Origin of the sequence: Flavobacterium sp. RHBU_24, assembly GCF_046613695.1 — a bacterium.
In the GTDB taxonomy this organism is placed as follows: domain Bacteria; phylum Bacteroidota; class Bacteroidia; order Flavobacteriales; family Flavobacteriaceae; genus Flavobacterium.
Map to the genome: position 1 here is coordinate 79017 of NZ_JBKJHD010000004.1, position 16146 is coordinate 95162.

13 protein-coding genes are annotated in these 16146 nt (G+C 45.8%); 9 read left to right on the forward strand and 4 right to left on the reverse strand.

Features of this window, described 5'->3' with window-relative positions; all coding sequences use genetic code 11:
* The first annotated feature begins 8 nt into the window (after nt 1-8).
* From ACLI09_RS06065 to ACLI09_RS06075, 3 genes are all read left to right on the forward strand, one after another.
* The gene (locus ACLI09_RS06065; protein ID WP_411418705.1) at nt 9-659 is read left to right on the forward strand and encodes a hypothetical protein; all 651 of its coding nucleotides are present in this window, start codon (nt 9-11) and stop codon (nt 657-659) included.
* A 219-nt stretch (nt 660-878) separates the two neighbouring features.
* A complete protein-coding gene (locus ACLI09_RS06070; RefSeq protein ID WP_411418706.1) occupies nt 879-2939 on the forward strand; it encodes a flotillin family protein in 2061 nt (686 codons plus the stop codon).
* A gap of 109 nt (nt 2940-3048) precedes the next feature.
* A complete protein-coding gene (locus tag ACLI09_RS06075; protein WP_411418707.1) occupies nt 3049-7902 on the forward strand; it encodes a DNA repair ATPase in 4854 nt (1617 codons plus the stop codon).
* A gap of 40 nt (nt 7903-7942) precedes the next feature.
* Here ACLI09_RS06075 and ACLI09_RS06080 read toward each other — a convergent pair whose 3' ends face one another.
* Genes ACLI09_RS06080 through rlmD form a run of 3 tightly spaced genes read right to left on the reverse strand, consistent with a single transcriptional unit; the run spans nt 7943 to nt 10625 of the window.
* Nucleotides 7943-8713, reverse strand: coding sequence for a DUF6048 family protein (locus ACLI09_RS06080; RefSeq protein WP_411418708.1), 771 nt, complete (start codon nt 8711-8713; stop codon nt 7943-7945).
* Nucleotides 8694-9209, reverse strand: coding sequence for a DUF6452 family protein (locus ACLI09_RS06085; protein WP_411418709.1), 516 nt, complete (start codon nt 9207-9209; stop codon nt 8694-8696). Before ACLI09_RS06085 ends, ACLI09_RS06080 begins: the two co-directional genes overlap by 20 nt.
* Nucleotides 9210-10625 carry a 23S rRNA (uracil(1939)-C(5))-methyltransferase RlmD gene (gene rlmD / locus ACLI09_RS06090; RefSeq protein ID WP_411418710.1) on the reverse strand — a complete coding sequence of 472 codons (1416 nt, stop codon included), beginning with the start codon at nt 10623-10625 and terminating at the stop codon, nt 9210-9212. It abuts the gene before it with no gap.
* 68 nt (nt 10626-10693) lie between these two features.
* On the opposite strand from rlmD, the gene ACLI09_RS06095 reads away from it, so the two are divergent.
* From ACLI09_RS06095 to ACLI09_RS06120, 6 genes are all read left to right on the forward strand, one after another.
* Nucleotides 10694-11251, forward strand: coding sequence for a DUF1697 domain-containing protein (locus ACLI09_RS06095; RefSeq protein WP_411418711.1), 558 nt, complete (start codon nt 10694-10696; stop codon nt 11249-11251).
* 5 nt (nt 11252-11256) lie between these two features.
* Complete coding sequence (locus ACLI09_RS06100; RefSeq protein ID WP_411418712.1) at nt 11257-12222, forward strand: helix-turn-helix transcriptional regulator; 966 nt, start codon at nt 11257-11259, stop codon at nt 12220-12222.
* Between the two features lie 112 nt (nt 12223-12334).
* Nucleotides 12335-13579: an ornithine--oxo-acid transaminase gene (gene rocD / locus ACLI09_RS06105; RefSeq protein ID WP_411418713.1), complete on the forward strand. Its 1245-nt coding sequence runs from the start codon at nt 12335-12337 to the stop codon at nt 13577-13579.
* Nucleotides 13580-13600: 21 nt separating this feature from the next.
* Nucleotides 13601-14068, forward strand: coding sequence for a hypothetical protein (locus ACLI09_RS06110; protein WP_411418714.1), 468 nt, complete (start codon nt 13601-13603; stop codon nt 14066-14068).
* A gap of 78 nt (nt 14069-14146) precedes the next feature.
* Nucleotides 14147-14332, forward strand: a complete 186-nt coding sequence (locus tag ACLI09_RS06115; RefSeq protein WP_411418715.1) for a hypothetical protein — start codon at nt 14147-14149, stop codon at nt 14330-14332.
* Entirely contained in the window at nt 14322-14879 is a 558-nt protein-coding gene (locus ACLI09_RS06120) for a Smr/MutS family protein (protein WP_411418716.1), read from the forward strand. Before ACLI09_RS06115 ends, ACLI09_RS06120 begins: the two co-directional genes overlap by 11 nt.
* Here ACLI09_RS06120 and ACLI09_RS06125 read toward each other — a convergent pair.
* Nucleotides 14876-16144, reverse strand: a complete 1269-nt coding sequence (locus ACLI09_RS06125; protein WP_411418717.1) for a hypothetical protein — start codon at nt 16142-16144, stop codon at nt 14876-14878. The genes ACLI09_RS06120 and ACLI09_RS06125 overlap by 4 nt on opposite strands.
* Nucleotides 16145-16146 lie beyond the last annotated feature (2 nt).

Consider the following 16146-nt stretch of genomic DNA (forward strand, 5'->3'; position numbering starts at 1 on the left):
AACAGCCAATGAAAGAATTAATAGAAATCTCGTTTTCGCCGGTAAATGCCTTCTTCACCGTCATGAGCATTATCATGGTAGTGTACTGGCTGCTGGTGATCATCGCGGGCCTGGACCCGGACCTGTTTAGCGTAGATTTTGATTCGGCTGATGTAGATGCAGATATAGACATTGATGTTGACGGCGACGGCCATGTAGACAAAGGCTTTTTTATGGAGACGCTCGAGTTCTTCAATTTTGATGAGTTGCCGCTGATGTTCATCCTCACCATCATATTCTTTTTTATGTGGCTGGTAGGCGTTAACGTGCAGTACTACCTGGGCTTTGAGAGCACCTTATTAGGCTTCCTGTTGCTGATACCTAACTTTATTGCCAGCCTTTTTATTGTAAAGTTATTTGCCAAGCCATTGGGTTACCTGTACAAGCAATTCAACCATAAGGGCGAACCGGAAATCGACTTCCTGGGGCGCAGGTGTACGGTAATGTCTACTACAACACAAAATAAAACCGGCATGATAGAACTTACCGTAAACGGCGACCCGATGAAGCTCTACGCCCGCAGCCACAGTGAAGAAGTACTGAAACCCGGCCAGCAGGCGGTAATTGTGGGCGAAAGTACAGATAAGAAATACTATTTGCTGGAGAAATTCGATTATTAAGAGAAATAGCCAATCTCAAAATCCAAATAACAAATGTCGGACTTTTAAAATCCGACAACCGACAACCATCAACTAACAACCAAAACACAAACTATGATATCAATACTTTACACCATTACCCATTGCGTAATCAGCGCTGTTGAATACGTCATCAACCAGTTATTTTAATACAAATTCATTAAAACAAATCAATTATAAAACACCAATACTCAAATTAACATGTTAGGAAATTCTCTTCTCGTTACCATGATCGCGCTTATCATCGTAACCATCGGCCTGCTTGTATGGATCGTTTCCATGTACAAAAAGATCATACAGGGCAAGGTTATCGTGCGCACCGGTGCAGGCGGTACCAAGGTATTTTTTAATGCCGGCCTTGTAGTGCCCGTACTGCACAAAATGGAAATCATGGACATTTCCGTTAAAAAGCTTGATGTGTTCCGCACAGGGGCAAACGGCCTCATCTGTAAAGACAACATCCGTGCAGATATTAAGGTTACTTTTTTCATAAAAATCAATAAATCTACTCTAGACATTATCAATGTGGCGCAAACCATAGGCTGCGAACGTGCTTCTGAAATCGACGTATTGCGCGAGCTGTTTGATGCTAAATTCTCTGAAGCCCTCAAAACAGTGGGTAAGAAGTTCGATTTTGTAGAGCTGTATGAAGCCCGCAGCGAATTCCGCGAAGAGATTATAGCCATCATCGGTACCGACCTAAACGGCTACATTCTCGATGACTGCGCCATAGACGACCTTGAGCAAACCCCGCTGTCGCAGCTAAGGGCAGACCATATTCTTGACTCGGAAGGTATCAAGAAAATTACAGAGCTTACCGCTACACAAAACATTAAGGCCAACCTGATACGTCGCGATGAGGAAAAAACCATCCGCAAGCAGGACGTGGAAGCCCGTGAAGCGATATTAGCCTTAGACCGACAATTAGCCGAAAAAGAAGAAATACAGAAACGTGAGATAGCCAACATCAAGGCACGTGAAGAAGCCGAGATTGCCAAGGTAAACGAAGAGGAACGGCTAAAATCAGAAACCGCGCGCATAAACACTGCAGAGAAGGTACAGGTTGCCGAAGAAAACAAAGAACGCCTTGTAATTGTAGCCCTTAAAAACAAGCAGCGTACCGAAGCCGTAGAAACCGAGCGTGTAGAAAAAGACCGCGCCCTGGAGCAGACCGAACGGGAGCGTATTGTAACCCTCGCCCAGATAGAGAAAGAAAAGGCTGTGGAGGTAGAGCGCAAAAACATTCAGGATGTGATACGCGACAGGGTTGTGCTGGAAAAAGGCGTGGTGCAGGAGCAGGAAAACATGAAGGATATCGAGGCATTTAAAACCGCCGACAGGGCGAAAAAAGTAACCCTTACCGCTGCCGAAGCAGAAAGTGAGCAATTGTACATAAGACAGATAAAGGCAGCCGAAGCCGATAAGGAAGCCGCTAAGCAAAAAGCGGAAGAGCTTACCATAGAAACCGAAGCCCGTATGGCCGCCAGCGCAAAAGAAGCAGAGGCCCGTAAAATTTTGGCCGAAGCCAAAGCTAAAGAAGATGCTACGTTTGGCTTATCTGAAGCGCAGGTAATGCACGCCAAAGCCGAAGCTAACGAAAGGCAGGGTATTGTGGAGTCGGTTATTATCGAGAAGAAAGCCCTCGCCGAAGCTGCCGGTATCAAGGCCAAAGCCGAAGCTCAGAAAGATTTGGGTATTGCCGAGGCAAGCGTCATTAAGGAGAAAGCATCGGCGGAAGCCAGTGGCATAGAAGAAAAAGCCGAAGCCATGAAGAAACTGGACGGCGTGGGCAAAGAGCATGAAGAATTCAAGCTGCGCCTTAACAAAGAGCTTCAGGTTGACCTTGCGCACATCAACATACAGAAAGACATTGCCGATGCCCAGGCCAGCGTTATTGGCGAGGCGCTTAAAGCAGCGAAAATTGACATTGTGGGTGGCGAAACCATGTTCTTTGACCAGATTGTGGGCCAGATAACCCGTGCCAAAGGCTTTGACAGGCTGGTAAACAATTCTGAAAACATTACCGATATTAAAGAAGCCATTTTGGGCGACAGCGCCGAAGGCCAGGGCAACCTGCTGGACCGCGTAAAGGGCTTTGCCGATAAGTACGGTATCTCATCTGAAGATATAAAGAACTTTACGGTAGCCGGCCTGTTGCTCGAATTGCAGCAGCGCAGCAGCGATACGGGCGAAAAAGGCTTGTTCTCAAACCTTATGCTCATGGCAAAAAACCTGGGGCTTTCTGATAAAAAGCTCGGGTAACACGATAAACCAACCAATCAACCAACCTTTCAACAGGGCAAGCGGTCAGCCCCTGCCCTGTTGTATTTTTTTGCTGTAACAGCATCCACAACCTTATAAAATTAACGCCATGAGTACACTAGAAGGTGGTACCTATGAAATCATACAATCGCGTCTCGAAGCCCAGAAAAAAGACCTCAATGAGCGTCTTGGCAAGCTGAATGAAGCGCGTAAGGAAGTTTTTGGCAGCATCGAAACGAAGCTCATTGCCAATAACCGCATTATTACCGAAAACAATTGTATCCCGGCCGATATTGTAACTGTGGGTACAACCAGCATATTTGGCTATAACGTGCACTTTGGCCTCCGTACCGATGTGGGTATTAAAGACGTGTTTAGCCTCTACAGTTATGATGGCGGCGAGTTTAAGCCCCTTGGTTACGAACTGCTTGAAGACGAAACATTTTTGCTCGACTTCGCTAATCTATATAAATACTATCGCGATACTAATTTCCGTAAGTTCTTTATTTCCAGGCAGTACCTGTATATGGTGTTCCAGCTTAGCGAACGCGTTACCGATGTTAAGGCCTTTAAATGGCTCATTGCCGACGGCGCGTTACAATATGTAGACAACCGCAGCGACCACGAGTACCGTTTCCCTACCCAGCACGATTTTATCTGGCAGGAAACCACCCGGGAGATGCAGCGCTACGGCCTGCATCCGCACGTGTCGATACTTAATAAAGTGTTCGTAGAAACCGTAGGCGGCACGCTTACCATTAAGGTAGAAGACAATACCACCGTAGGCAAAGGCCTGTATGACGAAGAAGTGATTCACCCGGACCAGACGCTGGACGATGGCACGTTTAAATTTGCCGACCTGGGCAACCTTATTGCGTTGCAAATAAAGCCGTTTCAGGAGGAGCCGCGCTATTTTATTTACAACCATAAACTGCAGCAGGTACAAAAAGCAGATAGCCTTAAAAGTTCAGCCATATTGCTGCCGGACCAACAGGGCATTATATTTTCGGATGGCTATTACCTGCAAACAGGCGAGTACAAGATATTCGAGAGCAGCCTGCCGGGGCTGCTGTTCCAGGAGCGCATCGTTTCGCCGAACGGCGAAGACTTTATGTATGTTTTTTACGAAGCCAAACACGGACAGTACGTGCTATTATCGTACAACCTTATTTCGCAGGAAATTAAAACGCCTATCATCTGCAACGGCTTTACCATTTTAAAGGACGGCGAGCTGTGTTACTTTAAAGCAGAGGCTGAACCGACTAAGAACCACGTGGTGCAAATCTGGCAAACGCCGTTCATAAAAGGCGATATACTGCCGTCGCAACACAAGGATACACTCATTTACAAAATAGGCAATAAAGACATTGTAAAAGCCATGGCCGAGAGCCAGGCGCTCATTACGCTGCTTAGCAAGAACGATGGTTACGACGGCTTGTATGCCGACCTTACCCGCCAGGCGCAAAACATACTTGATGCCTATTACTGGATAAACAGCAGCGAAACCTTTGAGCTGAATATTCCGCTGGCAGAAATAAAAAGTACGGCAAATGCCGCGATAGACGAATTTGAGAAAGTAGTGCAGCTGCGGCAGAACGCTAAAGCCATTACCCGGCAAACACAGGAAAAGGCTGATAAGCTTTTTGGTAAAATAAAATCAGACCCGCTTGATAATATCGATGTGTTTGTGGCCAACCTGGCAGCATTACGCACCCTGCGTGGCGAAGTAATCAGCCTGAAAGAAATTCGCTATGTAGATACTACGTTTATCGAAACACTCGAAACCAGAATAATTGAGGAGACCGAGCGGATTTCGCAGCATTGCGTACAGTTTTTGCTTGATGATAAAGCCCTTGCCCCCTACCAGGAACGCGTGCAGAAAAAGCAGGGCGAACTTGACGGTTTTACCACCGTTGCCGAAGGCAAAAAACTGGAAGCGGAAGTAAGTACCATTACGGCCGACCTTGAGATGCTTATAGATATTGTTACCAATTTAAAGATAGACGATACCTCGCAGAGCACGCGCATTATTGATAACATATCGCTGATATTTGCTACGCTTAACAGGCTTAAGGCCGATATAAAAAACCGCATCAGCGCGCTGGGCGGCAAAGAGGCCATAGCAGATTTTGCCGCACAGATGAAACTTGCCGACCAGGCTGTGGCCAACGCGCTCGACAGGGCTACAACCCCGGAAAAGACAGAGGAATTGCTGAATAAAATTTCGGTACAGCTGGAAGAAATTGAAGCCCGCTTTGCCGATTTTGAAGAATTTACCGGGCAGATACTTGAAAAACGCGAGGAGATTCAGAACGCTTTTGAAGCCAAGAAAAATACCCTTCGCGAAACGCGCAACAAAAAAGCCATAGCGCTGCAAACCGCTGCTGAACGCATACTGAAAAGCGTTGCGGGCAAAGCGCTTACCTTTACATCGCAGGAAGATATAAACGGTTATTTTGCCGGCGACCTGATGGTCTCGAAGCTGCGCGGCATACAGGAACAACTGCAGGCACTGGAAGACAGCGGCAAGGCCGAGGCCATTTCAACCGCACTAAAATCCGCGCGGGAAGATGCGGTACGCAGGCTGAAAGACCGCAACGAACTGTATGAAGACGGCGAAAACATCATCAAACTGGGCAAGCATAAATTTGCCGTAAACCGCCAGCCGCTGGACCTTACCATTGTATATAAGGACGATACCATGCTGTACCACCTTACCGGCACCGATTTTTACCAGGAGGTTAAAGACAGCACGCTCCTCTCCTACCGTAACATCTGGAACCAGGATTTGATATCCGAAAATGCGCAGGTTTATAGGGCCGCATATTTGGCATGGAAGATATTCAACAGCCATAATGCGCAGGAATTATACAGCATGACCGATAAGGCATTGCGTAACATCGTTACCGAAGAAACCGCTAAAAACTATACCGAAGGTTATATAAAAGGCGTGCACGACGCTGATGCTTTTACCTTCCTTAAAACTTTGGTAGTAAAGCACCATACACTGGGCCTGTTGCGCTATACGCCTACTGTAAGGGCGTTTGCGCAATTCTACTGGCACAGCCTCAGTGATGAAAACCGCAATGCCATCAATGCTTCCATTAAGGCGGCGGGCAGCGTACTAAAGGTATTCCCTAACAGCAACAGCCACCAGTACATTATTGAAGAACTAGCGGAAAACATTAAAGCCTATGCCGCTGCTAACGGTGCTTTTAATTTGGGTATAAATCAATATGATTACAAAAAAGTGGCGGCCTATTTATTTGAAGAACTTCAGGCGAAACACACATTTTCGGTAAGCCTACGCGCGAAGCAGTTACTCGAAAATTTCTATAAAGCGCTTGACAGCAAAGGCGCTACGGCCGGTTTTAAAAACAATATTGCTGATGCCACAAATGCCGAAAATGCCATTCGCCTTGCGCTGCAATGGGCCGTGTCCTGGCTACAACAATCCGGAGAAAGCGTTGAATATGCCGCTGAATTAGCAGCACTCTTGTTATACAAAAATGAAAACGCCGAACCCGCTATTGCTGTTTCACCGGAAGAAAAACTTAGCGGATTGGCAGGTTCACACCCTACTATTAGTGAAGGCAGCTATAACTTTCATTACCATGAATTTGTAAAACTATTACACAACTATGCTACGTGTGATGTTCCGGCATTTGAAGCGTTCCGTAAGGAACGCCAACAGCTTACGTTACAGCTTAAAAATGAGTTGCGGCTAAACGAATTCCTGCCTAAAGTGCTTACCTCATTTGTGCGTAACAAGCTTATTGACCAGGTGTATTTACCGCTGTTTGGCGATAACCTTGCAAAACAGCTTGGCGCAGCCGGAGATAACACACGTACCGACCGAAGCGGCATGCTACTGCTGGTTTCGCCGCCCGGTTATGGTAAAACTACCCTGATGGAGTACCTGGCAAACCGGCTTGGCCTTGTGTTCATGAAGATAAACGGCCCGGCCATTGGGCATGACATCACATCGGTTGACCCGCTTTCGGCTACGAATTCTGCTGCGCGCGAAGAGCTTAAAAAACTGAACCTCGCACTGGAAATGGGGAATAACGTGATGCTCTACCTGGATGACATCCAGCATTGCAGCCCGGAGTTTTTACAGAAATTCATTTCGCTTGCTGATGGTACACGCAAGATTGAAGGTGTATATAACGGCCAGCCCAGAACCTACGACCTGAAGTCGAAGCGCTTCTGCGTGGTGATGGCAGGCAACCCCTATACCGAAACGGGCGAGAAATTCCGCATACCGGATATGCTTGCAAACCGTGCCGATATTTATAACCTGGGCGATGTGATAGGCAACACAGCAAGCCTGTTTGAACTAAGCCTTATAGAAAACGCGCTCACGGCTAACCCGATACTGGCTCAGCTGGCATCCCGCAATATGGACGATTTGTATGCCTTCGTCACCATGGCGGAAACCGGTAAAAAAGAAGGCATTGACCTTACCGGAAATTACGCAGCGCAGGAAATTGAAACGTTTGTAAGCGTGCTTGATAAAGTAATAAAAGTGCGCAATGTGGTACTTAAGGCCAATGCTGCTTATATTGCTTCCGCCGCTATGGAGGATGCTTACCGCACCGAACCACCATTCAGGCTGCAGGGGTCGTACAGGGATATGAACAAACTGGTAGGGAAAGTTGTACCGATTATGAATGACGCTGAGATAGACACGCTGCTACTGTCGCATTACCGTAACGAAACACAAACGCTTACCAGTGCCGCCGAAGCCAACCTGCTTAAATATAAGGAGCTTACAAATTCGCTAAACAAACCTGAAGCCGAACGCTGGGCTGCCATAAAAGAAACCTTTGTAAAGAACAATAAGTTAAAATCTTTTGGCGGTCAAAATGAAATGGCACAGATGCTCTCGCAGATCATGCAGTTTACCGAACACGTAGAGGGTATTAAAGAGATATTAAGGAGAGGCGTGGAAGATAAGTAACATACATTATTAACCAGGCTAAAATTACAATGATAAATTGTTACTTTTTAGCCGGCAGTTCCTCAGGTTTTGTGTTCTTTTTATACAAAGGTATAAAATAAGAAAGCGTGTAGTTAAAACCGGCGCCAAAGGTGCCGCCGTAGGTTTTATTAAAGCCCGGTATGTACAGGTTATCAAAACCATTTGGCTTTTTATCTGTTATCAGAAAGTTGAGGCGCACGCTAAAACCGAGGTAAATGTTACTAAACAACTCTGCCTTAACGCCACTTACTAATTCTAACCAGTGGGCTGAGAGCCCGTCAAACTGTGCGCCAGACTGTACGGTTACATCATCAAAGTAGTTGCCTATATCATCTCCTGTCGCTACATCGCTGTTCTGGTAAATGGTATAAGAGTTAAGCGTGTGGCTAAACGTAGAGAATCCGTATCGGAACCCCACGTATACCATGTTTTCCATATCGAGCCAGTTATCATAGGCATTATAATCAAATCCTACCTTAAGGTAACTGCCTTTGGTATTAAAATTCAGCCTGTCGTCATCCTGGGTAAAATCGGTGGTGCCTAACTCGGCAGCGGCATATATTTTATTAGTAAGGCGGTAATCGCCCACTACCTCTATACCCGTAAAGCCATCGGTATAAAAACCACGGCTCAGCCTGTAGAGGTCTACCCCCACACGCAGGCCATAGCGCTGCACGGTGGGTACTACAGATACAGGCGCCGCTACGGTATCCATCTGGGTTACCTGCAGGTCTTGTGCCAGCGCTGTAAACGAAACGAAAGCAATCAGGCTAAAAATAAACTTTGACATGTACTTCATTTTCGTTTTCTATCTCATAATTTTCTATCTCCACACTTTGTATCCAGAATGCGTTATCACCCCCGGCGGTAAGCACAGGGTTTGGCATATCGCTATCCAAGGTAAAAAGCGTTTTAAAACCACACGCGCGCGACACATATTCTTCGCGGGTTGTGTACTTAAACTCTACAAAATCGGTATCGGTAGCAATGCCTCCGGAAACGACACGGTCGCGCCTAAAGCCCCATTTTGTAGCGGTGGCATCTACACGCAGTGGTACAGCGGTACTGTCGGTACTGCCGACTGCTATCTCTTCGTCCCTGCCTTCTACAAAGTAGCGCAGGTTTGATACCACCTGCGGCTCTTCCCTGTTTTCTGCCCTGTAAAACTCCACTATCATCTTAGGGGTTTTAGTAATCAGCGGGTCGCAAAGGTCGTCTTTTTCGCAGCTGATCATATACAATGACAGTGCGGTTAAAAACAGTAAACAGCCTATAAGCTTTTTCATCTATCGTTTTTCTAAAAGTACAACATTTTCTACATGGTGTGTTTGCGGAAACATATCTACAGGGCGCACGCGGGTTACCTTATACACCTCATCCATAAGGGCAAGGTCGCGGGCCTGAGTAGCCGAGTTACAACTAACGTATACCACTTTTTGCGGGGCTATCTTAAGTATCTGTTCTACAACATCTTTGTGCATGCCGTCGCGCGGAGGGTCGGTTATAATTACATCGGGGTAGCCGTTTGCGGCAATAAATTCTTCGTTAAAAACATTCTTCATGTCCCCTACAAAAAACTCACAATTGGTAATATTATTGCGCCTGGCATTTTCCTTTGCATCGGCAATAGCCTCGGGTACTGCCTCTACCCCTACCACTCTCTTTGCCATGCGCGATACAAACTGCGCTATGGTACCCGTACCGGTATACAGGTCATACACCAGCTCATTGCCCGTAAGGCCTGCAAAATCGCGGGTTATGCTGTACAGCTCATATGCCTGGTCGCTATTGGTCTGGTAAAATGATTTGGCATTTATCTTAAAGGTAAGGCCTTCCATCTCTTCCAGGATGTAGTCGCGGCCTTTGTACAGCTTAATATCCTGGTCATACAGCGTGTCGTTAGCCTTTTGGTTTACCACATACTGCAACGATGTTATACCTGGGAATTTTGTGTAAAGATGATCTAATAGTAGCTCGCGCTCGGCCTTATTATCGTCAAAAAACTGTATCAGCACCATTACCTCGCCGGTGCTGGTAGTGCGGAGCATAAGCGTACGCAGCAAGCCCGTATGCTCGCGGGGGTTAAAAAACGCGAGGTTATTGGCATTGGCAAAATCACGCACTTCGTTGCGTATCAGGTTGCTTGGGTCTTCCTGCAGGTGGCAGTGGGTAATATCGAGTATCTTATCCCACATGCGTGGGATGTGGAAACCAAGTGCGTTGCGGTCAGTAAACTCATGGCCGCTCTGTATCTCGTTATCGGTCATCCAGCGCGCGTTAGAGAACGAGAACTCCATTTTATTACGGTAGTAAAACTGCTTTTTGCTGCCTTTTATAGGCTCAAATTCGGGCAGCTCTACCTTGCCTATGCGCTTTAGGTGGTTATAAACCTCGCGGTTTTTATAGTATAATTGCTTTTCATACTGCATATTCTGCCATTTGCAGCCGCCGCACGCGCCAAAATGCCTGCACGGGGGTATAACCCTGTCTGCACTGTATTCATGAAAATGTACCGCCTTGCCTTCGTAATAAGCCTTGCGTTTCTTAAATGTTTGCACGTCTACCACATCGCCCGGCACTACATTAGGTATAAATATAACTTTGCCATCGGGCGCCTTGGCTACCGATACGCCTTTAGCGCCGGCATCAAGCACATCAATATTGGTAAAAACAATTTTCTCTGTCGTTTTTCTTTTTCCCATGGCGCAAAAATACGTTATTGGTCATTAAATTTAAATAAATTTGTAATTAATCATTATTTCAAATAATCATGCCCTCATATCTTGCCTTATTTCGTGCCGTAAACGTAAGCGGACACAACATTATTAAAATGGAACACCTGCGTAAGCTAATGGAGACAAACGGATTTAAAAACGTGGCTACCTACATACAAAGCGGCAACGTGGTGTTTACCATAGATGAAATCGATAAGGGCAAGATAAGCCGCGCTATCGAGGTATTGCTATATAGAGAATATGGCCACGATGTGTTTACCTTTATACTGGACGAAGCCGACCTTATAAAAGCCATAGACAACAATCCTTACACGGGGCGCGAACCGGAACCATCGGGCATAAAAAAATATTTTGTGGCCTTCCTGGCCGGTGAGGCAACCACACAGGGCCTTGACCAGATGAAAAAATTTAACCGCGGCGATGACGAGTTTAAGGCCGTGGGCAGTATAATGTATTTAAAGCTGGCACAAAGCGCGGCAGATTCTAAGCTATCAAACTCATTTATCGAAAGTAAAATGGGGCTGAAATCTACCACGCGCAACTGGAATACTACGCTGAAATTGCTCGAGATGCTGCAACTTCTTAATAAGTAGGCTTTATGAATCGCTTCGACCGTATAAACGCCATGCTCATTCAGCTGCAAAGCAAAAAAGTGGTGCGTGCCCAAGACCTTGCCGACCGCTTTAACGTAAGCCTTCGTACCGTGTACCGAGACATCCGTTCTCTGGAAGAAGCCGGTGTGCCCCTGTATGGCGAGGCCGGAACGGGATATTCATTGGTAGATGGCTATCGCCTGCCGCCCGTAATGTTTACGCCAGAAGAAGCTATGGCCTTTATTACTGCGGGCAAACTGATGGAAAAATTTTCGGATAAAGCGCTTACCGATAATTTTGCATCGGCGCTATATAAAGTAAAAGCGGTGCTTCGCACCACCGAAAAAGACCTGGTAGATAACCTGGAAAACCAGATAAGCGTGTTCAGCCACAGGAGCGATGCAATGCCCGATAACGGCAGCCTTGAGATATTGCTTAAAGCCGTTGCCGAAAAAAAAGCGGTGCAGATGGCGTATAAAGCCTTTGGCAGCGAGGCTGAAAAAAGCCGCCTGGCCGAGCCTATAGGCATATTCCATGAGAATGACAACTGGTATACCGTTGCCTACTGCCACTTGCGTGAGGAATACCGGCAGTTTCGGCTCGACCGTATAGCATCCATTAAACTTAGCGACATTAAACAGCAGGAACATGTAAGCCTTACCGAATACCGCAAGCTTTATCCAAAAGAATGGGAGAAATTCCCCGTTGAAAAAGTGGTGCTGCGCGTGGCAAAAAACACCATTCCCTACATTAGGGAGCGCAGGCATATGTACGGGTTTGTTTCTGAAACAGATAATGGCGATACCCTTGAAATGACCTTTTTAACCCAGTGGGCTGAGGAAGGCCTGCTGCGCTGGTTTATGATGTTTGCCGACAAAGGCGAGATACTGGAACCGGACTGGCTTCGGGAAAAAGCCGCAGTGCTTATTGAAAATATTATTGAGAAGAATGGGTTTAAGGTTTCTACTTAAATCGTTGGCGTATTCTTCTATATTCTGATATTTTTAGTAATTTGCACTATGTAAGGATGATTTCTCTCCTCAAGAAGGAATTGCCGTTTTTAAATAAAAATTACAATTCACAATGCCGGTTTTAGACAAATTAAATACCGAAAACGCAATTGCCCTTGAAGATAAATATGGGGCGCACAACTACCACCCCCTGCCTGTAGTGCTTAGCAAAGGCGAAGGCGTATATGTGTGGGACGCTGAAGGCAAACGCTATTACGACTTCCTCTCTGCCTACTCTGCGGTAAACCAGGGGCACTGCCACCCGAAGATTATCAATGCGCTGGTTAAACAGGCGCAAACCCTTACCCTTACCTCACGTGCTTTTTATAATGATAAGCTCGGTAAATACGAAGAATTTATAACCAACTACTTTGGCTATGATAAAGTACTCCCCATGAATACCGGCGCCGAAGCCGTAGAAACCGCCATAAAACTGTGCCGCAAATGGGCCTATGAAAAGAAAGGTATCCCGGCGCAGCAGGCAAAGATAATAGTATGTGACGGCAACTTTCACGGGCGTACCACCACAATTATCTCGTTTAGTAATGACGAAGGCGCACGCAAAAACTTTGGCCCGTATACCGAAGGCTTTATAACCATACCCTATGATGATGTTGCCGCGCTGGAGTCGGTGCTCGAGTCTGATACAACTATAGCAGGATTTTTAGTGGAACCCATCCAGGGCGAAGCCGGCGTATACGTACCTCAGGGCGGTTACCTGGCTGAAGCAAAGGCGCTTTGCGAAAAACACAACGTACTTTTTATAGCAGACGAAGTGCAAACCGGCATAGCCCGCACGGGCAAACTGCTTGCCGTGCACCACGAAGATGTGCAACCGGACATATTGATACTAGGCAAAGCCCTTAGCGGCGGCGCCTACCCGGTAAGTGCAGTTCTGTCCAACGATGATATTATGAATGTTATAAAGCCGGGGCAGCACGGCTCTACCTTTGGGGGTAACCCTATAGCTGCGGCTGTGGCTATAGCCGCGCTTGAGGTAGTAACGGACGAACACCTTGCCGAAAACGCGGAAAGACTGGGCGCTATTTTCCGGAAGGAACTGAATGCTTATATCACAGGCAGTAGCATAGTAACTCAGGTGCGCGGCAAAGGGTTGCTTAACGCCATAGTAATTAATGATACCGAAGACAGCAGCACCGCCTGGGATGTTTGCGTTGCCATGATGCACAACGGCCTTTTAGCCAAGCCTACCCACGGCAACATCATACGGTTTGCACCACCGCTGGTAATGACTGAAGGCCAGCTTAGGGAGTGTATTGCTATAATTACGGATACCCTGAAACAGTTTGAAAATTAACTAATCAATTTTAATACATTTATGGAAGACAATTATTCAACAACCTCATCGTTTGACAATTTTGAACTACAGTTTAACGAACTTGCGAAAGAACACCTTAAAGAAGCCGGAAAATGGGCCTATTTCTTATCAATTATTGGTTTTATAGGCCTTGGATTTATTGTGCTTATCGCCATTTTTATGATTGCTGCCGGCTCAATGATTAGCTCACTGTCTCCGGGCATGGGAGCCTTGGGCGCTATGGGTACGGGTGTACTGGCATTTATCTACCTGGTTATGGTATTGCTTTACTTTTTCCCAATTATGTATCTTTACAGGTTTGGTTCACGCATCAAAAGGGCAATATCAGATAACAATGCCGAACAGCTTACGGCGGGCCTCGAAAGCCTTAAATCGCACTATAAATACATTGGTATACTAACAATAGTAATTATGAGCATGTATGCGCTTATTTTTGTTTTTGCACTACTTGGCGCAGCAGTTTCATAGTCTGCCTTAAAAAAACATTTATAATCCCCTGCGCACAGTAGGGGATTTTACTTTAATATAAATACGTATTTTTACACGGTGAAAACACTATACATTATACTTATGTTTGCGTGTGCTTTTATTGCACTCTATGAGCAATCGCTGGCGAAGCCAAACGTTTACATTATGGTAGGCGCAATTATTGTATTTATGCTGGGCATGATGCGCCTTATGAACAGCGTACCCAGTAAATACCAGCAGAAAGACGATGAAGATGAAGTTTAAACCCGGCGATAAAGTAAGCGTGCTCGACGACTCTTTTAACGGGGTGGTAAAAAAATACCAGGGCGGCAAGGTAGCGATAGAAACTACCGACGGCTTTGAACTGCTTTTTGATGAAGCTGAACTGGTGGCCATACAAAATACCGATATGCGTTCCTTCTTTTCGGGGAAGAGTGTAAATGCAGTATTGCGTGAAAAGGAAGAGCCGAAAAAGCGTTCGTTTGTAAAAGAGAAAAAGTCGAAAAACGACGGCTTTGTGCTGGAAATCGACCTGCATATTGAGAAGCTGGTGCCTAACAAACGGGGTATGAGCAATTATGACATCCTTACGCTACAGGCTGATACGGCAAAGCGCCAACTGGAATTTGCGATACGCAACCGCATGCCTAAGGTGGTGTTTATACACGGTGTGGGCGAAGGGATTTTAAAAGCAGAACTCGACTTTATGCTGGGGCGCTATGAGGGCATTACCTTTGGCGATGCCGATTACCAGAAGTACGGCCTTGGCGCCACCGAAGTGTATATTAAACAAAACCTAACCGGTAGTTAGTCTTCGTCGGCGCCGTAGCCCTCATTGCGGCAGCGTTTTACCTGTTTTGGTTTTACAGTTTCAAACTTTCCGGTATTGCGGTTAGCCCGCCACGCTTTTACGATTTTGGTGTAGTATTCAGGATTATCTTTATCATTAACTAAGGCTATAATTTCCTGGTCGCCGCCATCACCCTTTTCGCAATAGGCATCAACTACTATGTATTTTAGCACATCTGCACGCGGGATTGTTAAGATGTCGGTTACCGTAAAACTCCCTATCCTGAACTTGTTCCTGGCCAATACATAGTAACTATTAGCTTCAGATTGCCAGTACAGTACGCTATACACATAACTATAATTGTCTTTGTTTTGGGTCAGGATATTGCCTCCTCCCTCTTTAATGGTATACTTATCAAATTCAATATAGCTGCCTGTTTTTGAAGGGCTTATTTCTTTACCAATGAGTTGCGAAATATCAGCACCCCAAAGTTTGTATTTATTTTTAAATTCATAATAAGCAATGTACGGTTTTAAATAGTCAAGGCTTACGCCGATATCGATTGGCATGGGCCCGGCGCATTCCAGCCGCAGCAGCAGGTGGATGTCATTACCGTCTTTTTTTATATAAAAATCAGCACAATCCATCATCCAGGTATTGTCTCTTGAAACAAGCGAACTTATGTGTTCATACAGTTCAAGACCTTTCCCGTCTATTTTGCCTTTTACTACCCCCTCATCCTGATAATTAAGCTGGTAACCGTGCTGCACAAAAGCATCAGTAAGTTGCTGGTTAGTTATGCTTAGAAAATCGTCAATAATAAACTTTTCCCCGGTAAGTAAGTTATATTGCAGTCCATAACTTTCAAACATAATACGCCCACCGGCCGGAAATACATTCTTAGAAACAAGGATACTGATAAAGTTACCTTCCAGACAGGTTATTTCAAAATCCTGCAAAAATTCATCGGGCCGTAAGGTTTTGCCCTCACCTGTCATCGCCTTCCTTTCGGCTATTGCCTGTTCAAGCGTAAAATCATCCTTAATCTTTGCATTATAGATTGAGAGGGTATCGGTAGCGAAATAGGTTTTTAGGTCATTATTAATAAGCGAAGCAGCGTAGTCATGCTCTTCGATGCGCAGTTGCGGATACGAAACATCATAGGTCGCCACATTAACAAAATCATATTTGAAGCTTATAGTATCAATAACAACTTTTGGCGCAATGCCCTGCCCCTGCATTGTAAAAAACGCCAGGAAAAACAGTAGTGCGCCTATATTTTTCACGG

Bases quoted from the DNA above. Each gene is read 5' to 3' on its own strand.
- ACLI09_RS06065 (WP_411418705.1), top strand. From the start codon at position 9: ATGAAAGAATTAATAGAAATCTCGTTTTCGCCGGTAAATGCCTTCTTC.
- ACLI09_RS06070 (WP_411418706.1), top strand. From the start codon at position 879: ATGTTAGGAAATTCTCTTCTCGTTACCATGATCGCGCTTATCATCGTA.
- ACLI09_RS06075 (WP_411418707.1), top strand. From the start codon at position 3,049: ATGAGTACACTAGAAGGTGGTACCTATGAAATCATACAATCGCGTCTC.
- ACLI09_RS06080 (WP_411418708.1), bottom strand. From the start codon at position 8,713: ATGTCAAAGTTTATTTTTAGCCTGATTGCTTTCGTTTCGTTTACAGCG.
- ACLI09_RS06085 (WP_411418709.1), bottom strand. From the start codon at position 9,209: ATGAAAAAGCTTATAGGCTGTTTACTGTTTTTAACCGCACTGTCATTG.
- rlmD (WP_411418710.1), bottom strand. From the start codon at position 10,625: ATGGGAAAAAGAAAAACGACAGAGAAAATTGTTTTTACCAATATTGAT.
- ACLI09_RS06095 (WP_411418711.1), top strand. From the start codon at position 10,694: ATGCCCTCATATCTTGCCTTATTTCGTGCCGTAAACGTAAGCGGACAC.
- ACLI09_RS06100 (WP_411418712.1), top strand. From the start codon at position 11,257: ATGAATCGCTTCGACCGTATAAACGCCATGCTCATTCAGCTGCAAAGC.
- rocD (WP_411418713.1), top strand. From the start codon at position 12,335: ATGCCGGTTTTAGACAAATTAAATACCGAAAACGCAATTGCCCTTGAA.
- ACLI09_RS06110 (WP_411418714.1), top strand. From the start codon at position 13,601: ATGGAAGACAATTATTCAACAACCTCATCGTTTGACAATTTTGAACTA.
- ACLI09_RS06120 (WP_411418716.1), top strand. From the start codon at position 14,322: ATGAAGTTTAAACCCGGCGATAAAGTAAGCGTGCTCGACGACTCTTTT.